The organism is Paenibacillus sp. FSL R5-0908 (assembly GCF_038006245.1).
GTDB classification, from domain to species: Bacteria; Bacillota; Bacilli; order Paenibacillales; family Paenibacillaceae; genus Paenibacillus_AQ; species Paenibacillus_AQ odorifer.
In genome coordinates, this window is record NZ_JBBOUV010000001.1 from 4,277,746 (window position 1) to 4,295,661 (window position 17,916).

Here is a 17,916-nt window from a genome sequence, read left to right on the forward strand (position 1 = left end):
GGTGCATATATAGCCCTTTTTATGCCAATAACGACTATGCGGTCCGATAGCAGTCCAAAAAGGACGTATTCCCGCGTTTAGGGTCATCTGTGTCCGCTAGCGGCTTCGTACATGCAAATGTGCTGCCATCACTCATGATCCATACAAACTTCCAGTTAGACTATGACTCCACTGTTAATTGTCCTGTATCTATATTATTAAGCACAAGTTTCCCTTCCAGCGGGGTGCCGTCTTCACTCGCAAGCTTCAGCTTACCCGTACGGCCTTTTTCAATCAATGCCTTTACTTGTGTATCTGTAAGGGTACGCCCGTGGTTCTCTTTCCAGATCACGAACTTGCAGCCTTCTTTGTAATGAGAGCAGCCGTAGCCTTTTTTACCCATAAAAATCATCCCGCCACAACCAGGACGCGGGCAGTTTCCGATAATTTTCGGACCAGAATTTGCTGATCCCTCTTCGTTAGCTGGTTTACGTTTTCTTGGCGCGGCAGGTTTATCGCTGGTTTTACGAGATGTACCTCCACCACTCCGACCTTTAGCCCCTGTATTCACAGAAGGAGTTTCCCCTTCAAAAGAAGTTTTGGACGCCCGAGACTGCACACGAACCTTGTCCACAATCATGCAGGCAAATCTTTTTACATTCTCCATAAATTGTCCGTCCGACGCCGTACCTCTGGATATCTCGTTCAAGCGTCGTTCCCACTGGCCGGTCATTTCAGGTGAAGTCAACAGCTCGATGCCCGCTCCACGTATCAGTTCAATAGCCGTTCGTCCTTTTTGCGTGATGGCGATTTTTTTACCTTGCATTTCAATGTATCCGACATTCTTAAGCCGTTCAATGGTTGCAGCACGGGTGGCTGGAGTACCCAGCCCTGAATCCTTCATAGCATCCCGAAGCTCTTCGTCCTCAATCTGCTTTCCGGCACTTTCCATCGCTCTAAGCAGCGTGCCTTCCGTATAGTGTTTTGGTGGCTGTGTATCTTTCTCTTTAACGATAGCGTCACTACAGGTCACTTCATCTGTCGGAGCAATTGCGAACGGTTCATTCACTTCAATCTCTTCGTCTTCCTCATCATCCTTGTTTTTTCCCTTGGACGACTTCGCTTTGTCTTTTTTCTGGTCCGCGTAAATGACCTTCCAGCCGAGGCTTAATAATTCCTTAACAGTAGTTTTGAACTTTTCATCCTCTACATCAGTCATAACCGTATGCACTTTGTATTCCGCAGCCGGATAGAACTGTGACAAAAAGCGCCGCACAATCAAATCATACAGTTTTCCCTCATCCGCACTAAGCCCTGTTGCTTTACGATATGTAGGCAAAATCGCATGGTGATCCTCGACCTTGGAGGGATTGCAGATAAATTTGTTTCCTTTATGAACGAGATTACGATTCGCACCTTTCACCCATTCATCATAAGCCGTCCCTTGGAGCGCAGATAAAGTCTTATGCATCTCCGGAATATTTTGTTCTGTAACATAGTTAGAATTCGTCCGCGGATAGGATATCACCTTATGCTTTTCATATAATGCTTGTGCGATATCGAGTGTTTTTTTAGCGGAAAAAGCGTACTTCCCATTCGCCTCCCGCTGCAGCAGCGTCAAATCATACAGTTTATTCGGGTACTCTTTCGTTTCCTTAACCTCATAAGAGTCAATTCGTCCCGGTTTTCCTTTGACCTTGACAGCCAGCGCCTCCGCCTTCTCACCATCAGTGAGCCGGTCACCCTGCCACATACCTTTATAAGTCATTTCATTTTGTGTAAAATGGCCCTCTACCTCAAAAAACTTAAGGGATGAGAACGCCTCAATCGTCTTCTGGCGATCATAAATAAGTGCGAGAACTGGGGTTTGAACTCTCCCCACCGACAGCAGCACATTATGTTTCGTAGTAAATGCACGTGATCCGTTCATACCGATTAGCCAATCGGCTTCACTGCGCGCTTTTGCCGCTTTTGTTAGATTCTCGTACTCCGCCCCATCCTTTAGCTCTTGAAAGCCTTTGCGGATTGTCTCTGGTGTCAAATCGGAAATCCACAGCCGTTTCACAGGATGTTCAAGCTTCAAATGCCGCTGAATGAGCGAAAATATATGCTGGCCTTCTCGCCCGGCGTCACAAGAATTTACTAGCAGATCGCTTCGTTTAGCCAGCTCTCCGATTACCTTCAGCTGATCAATGGTCCGCGCATTAGGAACCAGCTTGAATTGGTCCGGAATAATGGGAAGATCATTAATATTCCATTTTTTGTATTTCACATCATATGCATCCGGCTCAGCCAATCCGATTAGATGCCCTATTGCCCATGTAATAATGTACTGCTCCCCTTCAAGATAGGAACGGTAATTTTTAGCCTTTGGTTCTATTGCGGCGGCGATATTCCGCCCCATGTCCGGTTTCTCCGCAATAATCAGTGTCTTCAAAAACATTCGCTCCTTACCTTCTCGTTCTTAAGTCCAAAACAGGTCCAGTACTCTATTATAACATTAACCTCGGTTTTTTTTAATCGACCGGACTTTTCATAGTCTTTCGTTTGATTTAAAATAAATTGGTATAAGCGTATTCATGTATCGGAGGGAAACAAACCTTGTATGAGAATCACAGATTTACAGAACCTTTTTCTGATCGAAGCCTCTCTGCCCTGAAGGCGGATTGTGAGCAGTGCTTCGGCTTATGTTGTGCCGCATTACCTTTTGCTGCTTCCGTAGATTTCGCTAGAGACAAAGACGCTGGACAGCCGTGTCACAATCTACAGTCGGACTTTCGCTGTGGTGTACATACAGAGCTAAGAGAATTAGGCTATCGTGGTTGTACGGTCTATGACTGTTTTGGAGCTGGGCAAAAGATTTCTCAAGTCACTTATGCTGGAGAAGACTGGAGGAAAAAGCCGAAAACTGCGAAGCAGATGTTCGAGGTATTTCCGATCATGTGGCATTTGCACGAGCTGCTTTGGTATTTACATGAATCTTTGAACTTAGAAATAACCCGCACAATCCATACTGAGCTGCAAACAGCTCTCGATGAAACGGAACAGCTCACTTTACTTAATCCTGAAGCTCTTGTAAAAGTGGATGTTGCCGCTCATCGAGCACAAATCAATATGTTACTGTTGCAGGTCAGTGAGCTTGTACGAACTGAGGCTCGCCGTAAACTAAAGAAATCAGCGAAGAATTTCAGTCGAGGTGCCGACCTAATAGGAGCTAAGCTCAAAGGAGCCGATCTTAGAGGCGCCAATTTGAGAGGAGCCTATTTAATAGCTGCAGACCTTAGGGACGCTGATCTCAGAGGTGCCGATCTTATTGGGGCAGACTTTCGCGATACTGACCTCAGAGGTGCTAATTTAGCAGAAGCTCTCTTTCTCACTCAGGCACAGATCAATGCGGCAAAAGGTAATGCTCTCACAAAATTACCAGCAACACTCTTCTGCCCTGACCATTGGCACTCTCATTAAATGAAAAAAGATCATTTATATCAGCGGTGAATAGAATTGTTTGATCCGAGACACAGCTTCCATAATTTCTAAGACTTCTTTCCCCGCTGTGTTTCGTTCCAGATACTCTACTCTTCCCTGAGATGCTTCCTTGCCCACAACTATTGATAAAGGGATCCCGATCAAGCTTGAATCTTTAAATTTGACGCCAGCGCGTTCATCCCTATCATCAATCAGAGTCTCAATGCCAAGCTTGGTTAGTTGATCATAGAGCCCTTCGGCAACCATCTGCTGCTCACTATCCTTGATGGACATTATCAAGATATGAACCTGATAAGGTGCCAATGCTGCTGGCCACATTAATCCATCCTCATCATGATGCTGTTCAGCAATAGCGGATAAAAGCCGTGAGATACCAATTCCGTAACAGCCCATAATCATAGGTTGACTTTTGCCTGAAGAATCTAAGTAAGAAGCACCTAGCTTTTCACTGTATTTAGTACCTAATTTGAAGACATGACCCACTTCAATCCCTTGATGAAAATGCAGAATACCCTCCAAACAATGCGGACAAACTTCACCTTCTGCTACATTCCGAAAATCCCCCACATGCTCAAGCGAAAAATCTCTGCCGGGTACGACGTTACGGAAGTGATAATCTTTTTCTCCCGCCCCTGTAATCCCTTGAGTCATATCAGCTACTGCCGCATCTGCTAGGATAGTAAGCGTTAGGCCTACAGGTCCTACAAATCCACTTTCAACGCCCGCTAAGGATTTCACAGCCTCGTAGTCAGCAAGCTTAATCTCATTCGTTCCCAAATATTTACTTACCTTAATCTCATTTACTTCATGATCACCCCGGACCAGTACAGCAAAAATCTGTCCGTCACCTTCATAGATTAATGTTTTGATAATCTGGTCTGGCCGGATATCTAGCTCCTGCTCTAGTTGCTCAATTGTGCGCAAATCAGGAGTTAGGAATTTCTCTATCTCCGGTACTTGTATGACAACTTCATTTTTTACAGGCCGCACGGACTCTGCCTGTTCCAGATTCGCGGCATAATCACAAACGGAGCATGCAGCAATCGTATCCTCTCCAATTTCAGCCAGCGCCATAAATTCATGACTGCCGCCCTCGCCTCCAATCGCACCGGAATCCGCATGGACAGCACGGAATTTCAATCCACATCGCTCCAATACCCGGTGATAAGCCTCAAACATTTGAATATATGATTTATCGAGACCATCCAGGCTTGTGTCAAAAGAGTAAGCATCCTTCATCAAAAACTCTCTGCCTCTCAGCAGTCCAAAACGTGGTCGGCGTTCATCACGGAATTTGGTCTGAATCTGATATACGGTAATAGGAAGCTTACGATAGGAGCTGATCTCATTCCGGACGAGTGTGGTTACTACTTCCTCATGTGTAGGACCTAGTATGAATTCCCGCTCATGACGATCCCGCAGCGTCATCAGCTCTTTACCGTATACCTCATACCTGCCTGATTCTTTCCAGAGCTCCGCAGGCTGCATAGATGGCATCAATACCTCCTGAGCCCCAGAGACATCCATCTCCTTCCGCACAATAGCTTCTAATTTCCGTAAAACACGTCTGCCAAGCGGTAAATAAGTGTACACGCCCGCTGCTAATTGGCGGATATATCCCGCACGCAGCAGTAGCTGATGACTGCTCACCTCCGCCTCTGAAGGTGCCTCCCGCAGAGTTGTTAATAAAAGATTACTTTGACGCATATTTATACCCTCCCTAAAAAATGAACGCTCTAAACGCAAAAAGACACATTCGTCAGGGACGAATGTGTCGTGATACCACCCTTATTTAACCGCCAGCCCGTACATAGTCTACACTTGATTTGGCGATCCTCAATCGAATAACGGCCGATTCCGGCAGCGGTTGTACGCTGCAGCTACCCAGGCAGGATACCATCCACACGTATATGAGGAACCTTTCAGCCGGTGAGTTCCCTCTCTGTTCTAACGCTTCTAGGATCGTAAGTCCTTGGTCAATGCTTTTGTCATTTAAATATTGTATTAAATCTATATGAAAATAATATTTCCGTCAAGCGTCGGCTCCAAAAAAAAGCCGCTTCTCCAGCAGGTAAACTGCTTTTGAAACGGCTTCTTGAATTAATGCCTAGACAAGAACGCTTGAGCCCATCAGGTATTTATCCACTTCACGTGCAGCTTCACGACCTTCATTGATGGCCCAGACCACCAAGCTTTGACCACGACGCATATCGCCAGCAGCAAACACTTTATCCACGTTCGTATTGAATTTGCCGTAACGTGCTTTCACATTGGTACGACGATCGGTCTCCAAATTAAGCTCCTCAACAATATCTTGCTCCGGACCATCGAAACCTATGGCGATTAGAGCGAGTTGAGCAGGATATACAGCTTCTGTTCCAGGAACGGGCTGGTAGATTTTACGACCTGTCTCATCCACGATCCGGCGGATCTGCACCGTATGAAGCTCCTTCAAATTCCCCTCTTCATCCCCAACGAATTTAGTGGTCATGATAGAGAACTCACGCGGATCATCGCCAAAAATAGCTTTCGCTTCTTCTTGCGCATAATCCAAGCTGTACACATTCGGAAATTGTGGCCAAGGATTAGCAATCGGATCCCGTTGCAGAGGCGCTTTTTCATGTGTACCAAATTGAGTGATACTGCCGCAGCCATGACGAAGCGCTGTAGCAACACAGTCAGATCCTGTATCCCCGCCACCTAAGACGATTACATCTTTACCTTCAGCGGATACATAATTACCATCCTCCAGATTGGAATTCAAGTAACTCTTGATCGTGCCATTTAAATAATCCATGGCATACATAACGCCCTTAAGCTCACTGCCTTCAATGTTGAAACGGCGTGCCTTAGTAGCTCCACCACACAGAACGACCGCATCATACTCATCAACAAGCTGCTGAGCCGGAATGTCTTTACCAATCTCAGTGTTCACTACGAAGTTAATCCCTTCCGCAGCCAGCAAATCTACACGACGTTGTACAACTTTTTTATCAAGCTTCATAGTAGGTATTCCATATGTCAGCAGTCCGCCAACGCGGTCACTGCGCTCAAATACAGTTACAGTATGTCCAGCCTTGTTAAGCTGTGCTGCTGCGGCAAGTCCAGCAGGTCCAGAGCCTACGATTGCAATTTTTTTGCCAGTCCGTTTCTCCGGAGGATTAGGTATAACCCAGCCCTCTTCAAAACCCTTATCAACGATCGCAAGTTCAATTGTTTTGATGGTTACCGGCTGTCCGATCAGACCCACTGTGCAAGAGCCTTCACAGGGTGCGGGACAAATACTGCCTGTGAATTCAGGAAAGTTGTTTGTCTTATGCAGACGTTCCAGTGCTTCTTTCCAGAGTCCGCGATACACCAAGTTATTCCACTCCGGAATTAAATTGTGTACTGGACAACCTGAGGTCCCGCCAGCCATATCGATACCTGTATGGCAATAGGGGGTTCCGCAATCCATACAACGTGCGCCCTGTGTCCGAAGCTCGTCCTCGGATAAATGATGGTGGAATTCTTCCCAGTCCTTTACCCGCTGCTCAGGATCCCGATCACCTGGGAGCTGCCGTTTATACTCCATAAAACCTGTAGGTGTAGACATGTTTACGTTTCCCCCATCCGTTCTCTTCGTGTTGAAGTATAGTACATTGTAGCATATTGCGGCTTCGTATGGTTGTCAGCAACGCAATGAAGTACCTGCACATTCTATTCTATACCTATACATAATCATTTCTAATTTTAATTATAGTAACATTCATCACTTTTGCACAGTAATGGATAAATCTACTGATTATTTGTACTATTTCACATGTTATGTCAGAGAAAACGTTTTATTGCTATTCCGTACGTTCGTAAACAAGAAAACGGTAATCATACGGATTCTTCTCATCACGAATTCCATTGATATTGGAGACCTCTTTCCACATCCTCCAGTCAATCTCAGGAAACCGGGTATCTCCTTCAAAATCCTGATCGATCTGCGTCAACATTAGCTTGTCAGCATACGGCAACATCAAGCGATAAATTTCCGCACCGCCGATCACCATCAACTCATCTTCTTTTCTACCCTCGCTGAGAGCCTCTTCAAGCGTGTGTAGAACCGTTGCACCTTCGGCTGAATAATCAGTATCCCTAGTTAGAATTAGGCTCGTTCTGCCCTTCAAGGGCTTGCCTCCGAGCGAATCCCAGGTTTTGCGGCCCATTAGCATTCTTTTGCCCAATGTTTCTGCTTTAAAATAAGCAAAATCCAGTGGCAAATGCCAAGGCATATCGTTATCTTTTCCTATGACATGATTGGCACCCATTGCCCATATTAAGCTAACACTCATGAAGTTCCCTCCTTCTCCAAACTAAATTAAAAACTATACTTCCAGAAATTATATTTGCGAATCTTAATTTTTGAGAATTACGTTATACTGCGATCGGCGCTTTTATCGAAGGATGCGGATTGTACCCCTCAATGACCAGATCTTCCAGTTCAATATCAAAAATTGATTCTTTCTTTGAATTAATAACCAGTGTAGGCAATGCTCTTAATTCTCTTGATAATTGCTCTTTCACTTGCTCAACATGGTTTGAATAGATATGCGCATCACTAATGCTATATACAAACTCGCCTACTTCCAGTCCACATTCGTATGCGATTAAATGGGTAAGTAAGGAGTAAGATGGAATATTGAAGTTTGCCCCGAGAAAGGAGTCCGCACTGCGTTGCAGCAAGTGACAGCTTAGTTTACCATTTGCAACGTAGAACTGGAACATCACGTGGCAGGGCGGTAACGCTGCTTTGCTTCCTTTCGTCCCAGCATTTATAACATCTTCCGGATTCCATGCGCTGACAATTAAACGCCGAGAATCAGGATTTGTTTTGATCTGATGAATAACGTCTTGTAATTGGTCAATTGATTCGCCAGTAGAAGATGTCCAATTCCGCCATTGCTTACCGTAAACATTTCCTAGCTCGCCATATTTCGCAGCAAACTCATCATCTTCTAAGACACGGTCACAGAATGCTTTCATCTCTGCTTGATATAATTGATTAAAATCTTCATCAACTAAACAACGATTCCCGAAGTCTGTCATATCTGGGCCAGTATATTCGTCCGATTCAACCCATCTTTTAAAAGCCCATTCATCCCAAATATGATTATTATTTTTCAATAAATAACGAATATTGGTATCCCCTTTAATAAACCACAATAGCTCGCTAGCAATTAAGCGAAACGGTGTACGCTTTGTTGTAAACAGCGGGAAGCCTTTTGATAAATCAAATCGCATTTGATAACCAAATACACTAATTGTACCAGTTCCTGTACGATCTTCTTTTTTCACACCATGATCTAAAATATATTGTAAAAAATTCAAATAGGCTTGTTCTAACTCATTCGTCAATGTATTGCACCTCCGTAATATTTCACCTCATATATTATATCTGATAAATCCGATTTTTGTAGAAGGTAAGATAATTTTTAAATATATTTAATAATCAGGCTACATATTCAATTATAAAGGATTGATTCAGCAATTGTATCTCTACTCCGCTATCCTAAGCTCCACTCTGGCCCCGTATGCACGAAGGCTTGCTTGTCCACCCACAGGAAAGGTAATCATCGGCGATGTATGTCCAAAGTCCACATCTGCAATCACAGGAATATCGGATAACTCTTCTTTCGAGCGGATAATTGTAGTTAGCAGCTTCATGGACATTCGTGATTCTTTTTGGAATCTGCCGATCACCAACCCTTTAACCTCTGCAAATTCAGGCTGATGAATTAGGGATTGCAGATCTCGATCAAAGGTTGCAGGTGCTGACTCATAATCATCCTCAATGAACAATATAGAATTTTTTAAACTTGGCATATATTCTGTTCCCTGCAAAAGATTTAAAGTGCATAAATTGCCACCAATAATCGTTCCTTTCGCTTCCCCATCATTGATAATGAAAGGACCTTCATTTTTAATAAATATCCGGTTCTCCTGATCCAGATACCACTCATCATCACTCCAATGCTTGGAAGGCTGCACTAGAATTTCTTTATTGTCCATCATCAGCTTGCGGAAATATTCGATGGTATATTCATTATCGTGAAGCATCGCGAATGTAGAAAAATGCGGTCCGGAGTATGTAACTAAACCTGTTTGAGCATAAATCGCATTACTTAGTGCAGTAATATCCGAATAACCACATAAACGCTTTGGATTCTCTGCAATGATTGAATAATCTATATAACGCAGCAGCTGGTTACTATTGAAGCCCCCAATGGTCGTTAATATTCCTTTCACTTTGGGGTCTAAAAAGGCTTCGTGCAAATCCTCAATTCTCGAATCAATAGAAGAGGAAACAAAATCATCCGTCTCAAAAGAATTTGTTGAAATGGATATCCGAAAACCTAACCGTTCAAGCTGCTCTTTAGCGATTTTTCTTTGCTGAGCATCGATTAATGACAAACTTCTGGAAGGAGAGATAATACGCAGCTCATCTCCAGGCTTTAATTTATCAGCTCTCATCATTGAACCTCCCTATATTTATAAATTACAGATTAAGTAATTGCTCTTCCTCCCAGTATATCTCTTTTCAAAAAAGTGGAAAACACAAAAAAAGGCGGAACGCATTTGCGTCCGCCTTTCTGTTGCCTGCTAGAGCAATTTTTGGAGAAAAATTATTTCATTACATGAATTGGGTGACCTTCAACCAACTCAGCAGCTTCCATGACGATTTCGCCAAGGGTTGGATGCGCATGAATAGTCAAAGCGATATCTTCAAGCGTTGCGCCCATTTCGATTGCCAAACCAAGTTCAGCGATCAAGTTGGAAGCTTCGATACCAACGATTTGAGCTCCCAGTACCAAATTGTTCTCGGAGTTAGCAACAATTTTGATGAAGCCTTCTGGGCTGTTCAAAGATACTGCGCGACCATTTCCTGCGAATGGGAATTTGCCACTCTTCACTTTGTAGCCTTTGTCTTTTGCTTCTTTTTCAGTCAAACCAACGCTTGAACACTCAGGATCTGTAAATACAACAGCTGGGATGACTTTGTAGTCAACAACAGATGTAAGTCCTGCGATTGCTTCAGCAGCGATTTTACCTTCGTAAGAAGCCTTGTGAGCCAAAGCAAGACCTGGAACAACGTCGCCGATAGCGAAGATGGTAGGAATGCTTGTGCGTCCTTGGTGATCAACTTTGATCAATCCGCGCTCGTCGAGCTCAAGACCGATCAGGTCCAGACCAAGTTCACCGTCAGTGTTAGGACGACGACCTACAGTAACAAGCAAGTAATCTGCTGTAACTTCTTTGGACTCGCCACCAACAGAGTATTTCACGGTTACTTCTTTGTCGTTCTGAACAGCACTTTCAGCTTTAGCGTTAGTTACGATTTCGATGCCAGTTTTAGCCATGTTTTTCGCAACAAGACGAGTCATATCTTTATCAAAGCCTGGAAGTACAGTATCCAAACCTTCGATGATTGTTACTTTAGTGCCAAATTTAGAGTACATTTGACCAAGCTCGGCACCGATGTATCCACCACCGATTACGATCATGCTCTTCGGAATTTCTGGAAGTTCCAGAGCTTCAGTCGAAGACAGAATACGTCCGCCGAATGGGAAAGGTTTAAGTTCAATTGGACGGGAACCTGTAGCAATGATGCAGTGTTTGAAGCGGTAACGTGGAGATTCATGATCGTTGAACACACGTGCTTCTGTGTCGCTGATAAACATGCACTCACCGTTAAATACTTCAATTTTGTTGCCCTTCATCAAGCTAGTCACACCGCTAGTCATTTTTTTAACTACGCTGTTCTTAAATTCTTGAGTTTTGGCAAAATCCACTTTAACATTCTCAGCTGTAACGCCGAAAACTTCACCATGCTGTGCAGATTCAAATTGATGCGCAGCAGCGATCAAGGCTTTAGAAGGAATACATCCACGGTTCAAACATACACCGCCAAGTTCCGATTTATCCACGATGAGGACTTTTTGGCCGAGCTGGGCGGCACGAATTGCCGCCACATACCCACCAGGACCTGCACCAATGACCAATGTATCAATATCTAGTGAAGCGTCTCCTACTACCATAATTATACCTCCATAACCAGCAGCTCAGGATTATTGAGCAGCGATTTAATGTAGTTCATAAAGTTTTGAGCAGTCGCACCATCGATAATACGGTGGTCAAAGCTGAGTGACAACGCCATTACTGGAGCAACTACGATTTCACCATTTTTCACAACTGCTTTTTCACTGATACGGCCAGTTCCGAGGATAGCCACTTCAGGGAAGTTGATGATTGGAGTAAAGAACATACCGCCAGCAGAACCGATGTTACTGATGGAGATCGTGCTGCCCTTCATTTCATTAGCAGACAATTTACCGTCACGGCCACGAACAGCCAAGTCAGTGATGCTGCTAGCAATCATCCAAATGCTCTTACGGTCAGCGTCTTTGATAACTGGAACGATCAAACCGTTTGGTGTATCAGTAGCGATACCGATATTGTAGTATTTCTTGTAGACAATTTCGCCTGCTTCTTCATCAATCATAGCATTGAGTGCTGGGAATTGACGGGAAGCTGCAACAAGTGCCTTAACGATAAATGGAAGGTAAGTAACCTTAACGCCTTTTTTCTCAGCAATAGGTTTCATACGTGTACGGAATGCTACCAGTTCAGTAACATCTACTTCATCCATAATGGTTACGTGTGGAGCAGTGTACGCCGATTTAACCATTGCGTTGGAGATCGCCTTACGAATACCCTTGAATGGTACACGTTCTTCTTCAAGACTAACGTTACCGCTAGCTGCTGCAGGTGCTGCTTTAGCTTCGGTCTTAGCAGCCTTAGGAGCTTCAGATGCCGCTGCTGCTGCAGGAGCTACAGGTGTAGAACCACCTTTCAAGAAGGCTTCTACGTCTTCACGAGTGATTTTACCACCTTTTCCAGTTCCGTTCACTTTGGAAATATCCACTTTTTGCTCACGAGCAAATTTGCGAACGCTTGGTGTAGCCAATACATCGCGGTCAGGAGCTGGTGTTACACTTGCAGATCCGCCTTCTTTAGCATCAGCAGGGCTTGTTGCTGCAGGGGAAGAAGTAGTGTTTGCACTTCCTTTTGCTGCATCGGCTTCAGCAGATGCATGACCTTCTTGTTCAGGAACGTCGCCTTCAGCAGCGATAATAGCAACAACTTCGCCTACGCGGCAAACTTGGCCATCTTTAGTCAGAACTTCCAATACAGTACCATTCACTGGACATGGAACCTCAACTACAGCCTTATCATTTTGAACTTCCATGATGATGTCATCATCCGTTACCTTGTCACCGGCTTTGATATGCATTTTGATGATTTCACCTTCATGCAGACCTTCACCCAGCTCAGGGAAGCGATATTCAAAATTCGATGCTTTGTTAGATGCTGGAGCAGCTGGTGCAGCTGGCGCTTGAGCAGCAGGAGCTTCAGTAGCAGCACCCTCTTGATCAGGTACGTCACCTTCTGCTTCGATAATAGCCACTACTTCACCGACACGGCATACTTGACCGTCTTTAGTCAGAACTTCCAACACAGTACCGTTTACTGGGCAAGGCACCTCAACTACCGCCTTGTCATTTTGAACTTCCATTACGATATCATCATCCGTTACCTTGTCACCGGCTTTGATATGCATTTTGATGATTTCACCTTCATGCAGACCTTCACCTAGTTCAGGAAATCGGTATTCAAACTTTGCCACTTTGAAAACCTCCTCGTGAAATTGGGACTAACCTTATGATTTAAACTTTATAAGATGAAACAACGTTGTCATCCATATGGATGACAACTGTTTCTCATAAAAATATTTAGAATTCCAAAACTTTCTTCACGCCTGCAATAATACGTGCAGGGTTTGGAAGCCATGTATCTTCTATTTGTGCGAATGGATACACAGTATCAGGACCTGCGATACGAAGCACAGGTGCTTCCAAGTGCAGTAGTGCTTTTTCATTGATTTGTGCGATAACTTCAGCAGCTACACCCGCACTCTTTTGTGCTTCTTGCACCACGATAGCACGGTTAGTCTTCTTCACAGACGCTACAATAGTGTCGATGTCGATCGGACTTACAGTACGAAGGTCGATAATTTCAACATTAACGCCTTCTTTTTCGAGTTGCTCGGCTGCTTTGGTAGCTGTATGTACCATCAGCCCGTAAGTAATGATCGAAACGTCAGAACCTTCACGTACTACGTTCGCTTTTCCAAGCTCAACTGTATATTCACCTTCCGGCACTTCAGCACGGAATGCATGATAAAGGTTCAAGTGCTCCATGAAGAATACAGGGTCATTGTCGCGAATAGACGCGATTAGAAGTCCCTTAGCATCATATGGGTTTGAAGGAATTACAACTTTAATCCCTGGGCTTTGTGCGATCAAACCTTCGAGTGAGTCAGTGTGAAGCTCAGCAGCCTTAACTCCGCCACCAAAAGGAGTACGGAATACTACTGGAGCGTTATATTTACCGCCAGAACGCCAGCGCAGACGTGCAGCTTGAACAACGATTTGATCCAGTGCTTCAAAGATAAAACCTACGAATTGAATTTCAGCAATCGGACGGAAGCCTTGTACACCAAGACCAAATGCCAGACCGCCGATAGCGGACTCAGCAAGCGGTGTATCAAAAATACGATCTTCGCCAAATTCCTTTTGCAGACCTTCAGTTACACGGAAAACGCCACCTACATTACCAACATCCTCTCCGAAGATAAGAACGTTAGGGTCACGATTCAGTTCAACGCGCATCGCGTCGCGAATCGCTTCTTTCATATTCATTTGTGCCATTGCCTGATATCCCCCTTATTCAAAATCAGCTTTTTGCTCTTCCAGATGTTTAGGTGTTACTTCGAACATGCTGTCGATCAAGCCAGGTATTGTCATTTTTTCGGTTTGTTCAGCTTTTTTGATCTGCTCGTTAACAGTAGCTTTCGCTTCATCTTTCACGCGCAGTGTATCTTCTTCAGTCCAAAGACCTTTCTTCTCCAAATACTTGGCAAGACGGGCGATTGGGTCCTTTTCACTCCATTGTCCTTCTTCTTCTTTCGAACGATATTTACTTGCATCGTCAGAAAGGGAGTGTGGACGGAAACGGTAAGTTACAGCTTCGATCAATGTAGCGCCTTCGCCGTTACGTGCACGTTCAGCAGCATCGCGTACAGCACTGATTACTGCAAAGATGTCCATACCGTCAACCTTAATCCCTGGAATACCAGCTGCAACCGCTTTGTGAGCGATCGATTTGGAAGCCGTTTGTTTAGCGAACGGAGTCGTAATCGCATAACCGTTGTTTTGAACAAAGAAGATTACAGGCAGTTTAAAACGACCAGCAAAGTTCAAGCCTTCGTAGAAGTCACCTTCTGAAGAACCGCCATCACCAGTGTAAGTAATTGCAACATTTTTTTGTTTTTTCAATTTGAAGCCCATAGCAATACCAGTAGCGTGCAGGATTTGCGCACCAATGATAATTTGTGGCATTAATACATTAACCCCATCAGGAATAGCTCCACCATGTTGGTGACCACGGGAATATAAGAAAGCTTGGTACAATGGAAGTCCGTGCCATACTAGCTGCGGAATATCACGGTAGCCTGGGCATAAGAAGTCTTCTTTCTCCAAAGCGAACTCACTACCAATCATGGTAGCTTCTTGACCGGATACCGGTGCGTAGAAACCAAGGCGACCTTGACGGCCAAGGTTTACTGCACGATCATCCCAAGTACGGGTAAATACCATACGATACATAATTTCTTTCAGTTGATCGTCGGTTAAATCTGGCATTTTATCCTTATTGATAATTTCTCCATCCGGGGAAAGTACCGATAGAGCCTCGACGTCCTCTGTATACACTTCATAAGGAACTTTACTCATTATCTTCACCTCAATAAAAAAATTTGAATATCAGCTGCCTCTGTTATAATATTATTATACACCTGTTTAGTTACTTTCGTCAAAGAAATACTTATAAAATTTATATTCCTTCAAATTTTGTATGTATAACAGGTGAGAGAATTTTATATAACAGTTTAATACTTTTCCAACAAGTAAATGATTAATAACACAGTTACACATTTAATAATTTTAGCGTAACCCTGTGTGTATTGCAAAATTCGACAAGAAAGGTGACGTGACAACGATGAGCGATTCTGTTTTTCTGAAACGCACAATTGTAAAAGAAACGCTTTGGAGTGAACATCTGCAGGAGGAACGTAAATTACGTATCTATCTGCCCCCAGGCTACAACGAAGTTCTCAGTTACCCCGTGGTGTACTGCCAAGACGGAGAAGAATTTTTCAACTTTGGACGCATTGCTACACTTGCTGGACAACTTATTATAGAAGAAGATGTCGAGCCCTTCATTATCGTTGGTGTAGAAGTTAACGTCGCTGTTCGGACTCAAGAATACGCTCCGTTCGGCAGCCGATTCAAGCAGTACCTATCTTGCTTTTCCGAAGAGATTATTCCCTTCATTGAAAAAAATTATCCCGTACGCCGTACACCCGACGAACGAATCTTAGCCGGTGATTCCCTTGGAGGCAGCGTCTCCCTCCATCTGGCACTTGCTTATCCAGCTATCTTCACACGTATCATCAGCCTATCCGGTGCATTCTATCCCGAATCCCAAGCCATGCTGGCTAAAGAGGAAGATCTCTCCTGGCTTAATATTAATATGGTCGTTGGACTGCAGGAAACAGATTACCAGACTGATACTGGAACCTATGATTTTGTTCAGATGAACAGAGAAACAAAAGCGTTGCTTGAAGCTCGTGGAGCTACTGTATCCTACCGTGAGAAAGACGGTCGTCATCTCTGGGGCTTTTGGCAAAAGGAACTCCCTGAATCTCTACTCTATTTTTTAAACACATAATGCCTTATTGATAGAAGCAAAAAATGAACATCTAAAGAACGTATGTAGATTTCAGCCGTGTTTGCGCTTACAGTTTAATCCAGAAAATTTCCTTAATCTACTTTAATACAAATCAGAGAGGGCTGTAACCCAACCAGGTTACAGCTTTTCTCTGATCACCATTTCTAGCAAAACGTCACAGCCTGCATTGATCAAATCATATACCTGCTCAAAATCACCAGTAAAATAAGGGTCTGGCACTTCTCTCAATTCTTCCTCAGGCAATAAATCCATGAAGAACAAAAGCTTAGCCTCTTCCCCGCCAGGAACCTTTCGAACATTCTCTCCATTAGACTTGTCCATGCAAACGATATAATCAAACTTTTGGAAATCCTCGCTACTGACCAAACGCGCTGCCATATTCGCATAACTAATCTTGTTTTGATCAAGTATACGTCTGGTCCCTTCATGCGGTTCCTTACCTATATGCCAATCTCCAGTTCCCGCAGAGTCAACCAGAATCTTATGTGAAAGCTCTCGTTCATCAATTTTATGGCGCAGAACGGCCTCCGCCATCGGTGAGCGACAAATATTACCCAGACAGATAAATAACACATTTACGATTTCATTCACCTCCCAATTGTTAAAACATTAGTAAATATGAATTTATGCACATAAAAAATCGCACACTATCATTTTAGCGTTGTCTTGGTCAATTGTGCAACTTTTCGATCTGCATTATACTGGGACAGGATAACCAACTAGAGTTTTAGAGGAGGAATGGATGTTATGCCATCCAAACGAGTCGTTATTTTTGCCGGTGGAGAACTATCTCCGGATTATTTCGCTCTATTAGATGAAGAAGATTTTATTATCGGTGCGGACCGGGGTGCATTATTCCTCATCTCACATGGATATATACCAGATATTGCGGTAGGTGATTTCGATTCCGTATCGCCTGAGGCTTTTCAGGATATTCAATCTAAAAGTAAAAAAACAATCACTTGTGACGCCGTGTACAAGGATTTAACCGACAGTGAGATGGCACTCGATATTGCAATGAATCAGCAGCCCGATTCTATTTTACTATTAGGAGTTACAGGCACTCGAATTGACCACTCCTTAGCCAGCATTCAAATGATGACAAGGGCTCTGCAACGTCAAATCAATTGTTACGTCATGGATTCTAATAACTATGTGACACTTACCGGATCCCAAACAGTCATTGAAGATTTGGGCTACACTTACGTATCTTTGCTTCCATTAACTCCTGAAGTAACAGGGATTACATTAGAAGGATTTCAATATCCTTTGAACGATGCTACTTTAAAGCTAGGGCAATCTCTAGGTGTAAGCAACAAACTGATTTCCTCCACTGGAACAGTTAGAATACGTAGTGGATTATTGCTGATTATCCAGAGCAAAGACTAAATACATAGTGATATAGAAACATCCTTGTAACTTTTGTTTCAAAATTAAAAAGCCGTTAAATCCTTTATATATCAAGGGGTTTACGGCTTATTTTATTGCTCAAAATATCAAGTTATTAATTTTTTGTAACTTTTAATGAATTTTTAATAAAACGCTTACAAC

At 43.6% G+C, this 17,916-nt stretch carries 14 protein-coding genes; 3 read left to right on the forward strand and 11 right to left on the reverse strand.

The annotated features are described in order from the left end of the window. Positions 1 to 160 precede the first annotated feature (160 nt). Positions 161 to 2,416, reverse strand: a complete 2,256-nt coding sequence (locus tag MKZ09_RS19560) for a type IA DNA topoisomerase (protein ID WP_076201348.1) — start codon at positions 2,414 to 2,416, stop codon at positions 161 to 163. 164 nt (positions 2,417 to 2,580) lie between these two features. On the opposite strand from MKZ09_RS19560, the gene MKZ09_RS19565 reads away from it, so the two are divergent. Then, positions 2,581 to 3,444: a pentapeptide repeat-containing protein gene (locus MKZ09_RS19565; protein WP_076133757.1), complete on the forward strand. Its 864-nt coding sequence runs from the start codon at positions 2,581 to 2,583 to the stop codon at positions 3,442 to 3,444. 15 nt (positions 3,445 to 3,459) lie between these two features. Here the strand turns inward: MKZ09_RS19565 and MKZ09_RS19570 are convergent, their stop codons facing one another. From MKZ09_RS19570 to pdhA, 9 genes are all read right to left on the reverse strand, one after another. Beyond that, the gene (locus tag MKZ09_RS19570) at positions 3,460 to 5,172 is read right to left on the reverse strand and encodes a proline--tRNA ligase (protein WP_076200852.1); all 1,713 of its coding nucleotides are present in this window, start codon (positions 5,170 to 5,172) and stop codon (positions 3,460 to 3,462) included. A gap of 400 nt (positions 5,173 to 5,572) precedes the next feature. Further along, positions 5,573 to 7,060: a glutamate synthase subunit beta gene (locus MKZ09_RS19575; RefSeq protein ID WP_076133759.1), complete on the reverse strand. Its 1,488-nt coding sequence runs from the start codon at positions 7,058 to 7,060 to the stop codon at positions 5,573 to 5,575. A gap of 235 nt (positions 7,061 to 7,295) precedes the next feature. After that, a complete protein-coding gene (locus MKZ09_RS19580; RefSeq protein ID WP_076200849.1) occupies positions 7,296 to 7,787 on the reverse strand; it encodes a dihydrofolate reductase in 492 nt (163 codons plus the stop codon). A gap of 82 nt (positions 7,788 to 7,869) precedes the next feature. Further along, positions 7,870 to 8,850, reverse strand: a complete 981-nt coding sequence (locus MKZ09_RS19585; protein ID WP_076200847.1) for a thymidylate synthase — start codon at positions 8,848 to 8,850, stop codon at positions 7,870 to 7,872. Between the two features lie 141 nt (positions 8,851 to 8,991). Next, entirely contained in the window at positions 8,992 to 9,966 is a 975-nt protein-coding gene (locus MKZ09_RS19590) for a S66 family peptidase (RefSeq protein ID WP_076200845.1), read from the reverse strand. Positions 9,967 to 10,118: 152 nt separating this feature from the next. After that, positions 10,119 to 11,531 carry a dihydrolipoyl dehydrogenase gene (gene lpdA, locus MKZ09_RS19595; RefSeq protein ID WP_036687684.1) on the reverse strand — a complete coding sequence of 471 codons (1,413 nt, stop codon included), beginning with the start codon at positions 11,529 to 11,531 and terminating at the stop codon, positions 10,119 to 10,121. A 2-nt stretch (positions 11,532 to 11,533) separates the two neighbouring features. Beyond that, positions 11,534 to 13,180 (reverse strand): 2-oxo acid dehydrogenase subunit E2, encoded by a 1,647-nt coding sequence (locus tag MKZ09_RS19600; protein ID WP_076133763.1) that lies wholly within the window; start codon positions 13,178 to 13,180, stop codon positions 11,534 to 11,536. A 106-nt stretch (positions 13,181 to 13,286) separates the two neighbouring features. Next, complete coding sequence (locus tag MKZ09_RS19605; protein WP_038571553.1) at positions 13,287 to 14,264, reverse strand: alpha-ketoacid dehydrogenase subunit beta; 978 nt, start codon at positions 14,262 to 14,264, stop codon at positions 13,287 to 13,289. A 15-nt stretch (positions 14,265 to 14,279) separates the two neighbouring features. Next, entirely contained in the window at positions 14,280 to 15,347 is a 1,068-nt protein-coding gene (pdhA, locus tag MKZ09_RS19610) for a pyruvate dehydrogenase (acetyl-transferring) E1 component subunit alpha (protein WP_038571556.1), read from the reverse strand. Between the two features lie 265 nt (positions 15,348 to 15,612). On the opposite strand from pdhA, the gene MKZ09_RS19615 reads away from it, so the two are divergent. Next, a complete protein-coding gene (locus MKZ09_RS19615) occupies positions 15,613 to 16,344 on the forward strand; it encodes an alpha/beta hydrolase (RefSeq protein WP_076184429.1) in 732 nt (243 codons plus the stop codon). Positions 16,345 to 16,482: 138 nt separating this feature from the next. Here the strand turns inward: MKZ09_RS19615 and MKZ09_RS19620 are convergent, their stop codons facing one another. Then, positions 16,483 to 16,947: a low molecular weight protein-tyrosine-phosphatase gene (locus MKZ09_RS19620; protein WP_076201346.1), complete on the reverse strand. Its 465-nt coding sequence runs from the start codon at positions 16,945 to 16,947 to the stop codon at positions 16,483 to 16,485. A 165-nt stretch (positions 16,948 to 17,112) separates the two neighbouring features. Between MKZ09_RS19620 and MKZ09_RS19625 the strand changes: the two genes are divergently transcribed. Further along, positions 17,113 to 17,754 (forward strand): thiamine diphosphokinase, encoded by a 642-nt coding sequence (locus MKZ09_RS19625; protein ID WP_076133765.1) that lies wholly within the window; start codon positions 17,113 to 17,115, stop codon positions 17,752 to 17,754. Positions 17,755 to 17,916 lie beyond the last annotated feature (162 nt).

What these genes read in the sequence shown, in the direction of transcription:
- MKZ09_RS19625 (WP_076133765.1), top strand. Translation starts at nt 17,113, where the DNA reads ATGCCATCCAAACGAGTCGTTATTTTTGCCGGTGGAGAACTATCTCCG.
- MKZ09_RS19575 (WP_076133759.1), bottom strand. Translation starts at nt 7,060, where the DNA reads ATGTCTACACCTACAGGTTTTATGGAGTATAAACGGCAGCTCCCAGGT.
- MKZ09_RS19590 (WP_076200845.1), bottom strand. Translation starts at nt 9,966, where the DNA reads ATGAGAGCTGATAAATTAAAGCCTGGAGATGAGCTGCGTATTATCTCT.
- MKZ09_RS19605 (WP_038571553.1), bottom strand. Translation starts at nt 14,264, where the DNA reads ATGGCACAAATGAATATGAAAGAAGCGATTCGCGACGCGATGCGCGTT.
- MKZ09_RS19570 (WP_076200852.1), bottom strand. Translation starts at nt 5,172, where the DNA reads ATGCGTCAAAGTAATCTTTTATTAACAACTCTGCGGGAGGCACCTTCA.
- pdhA (WP_038571556.1), bottom strand. Translation starts at nt 15,347, where the DNA reads ATGAGTAAAGTTCCTTATGAAGTGTATACAGAGGACGTCGAGGCTCTA.
- MKZ09_RS19615 (WP_076184429.1), top strand. Translation starts at nt 15,613, where the DNA reads ATGAGCGATTCTGTTTTTCTGAAACGCACAATTGTAAAAGAAACGCTT.
- lpdA (WP_036687684.1), bottom strand. Translation starts at nt 11,531, where the DNA reads ATGGTAGTAGGAGACGCTTCACTAGATATTGATACATTGGTCATTGGT.
- MKZ09_RS19580 (WP_076200849.1), bottom strand. Translation starts at nt 7,787, where the DNA reads ATGAGTGTTAGCTTAATATGGGCAATGGGTGCCAATCATGTCATAGGA.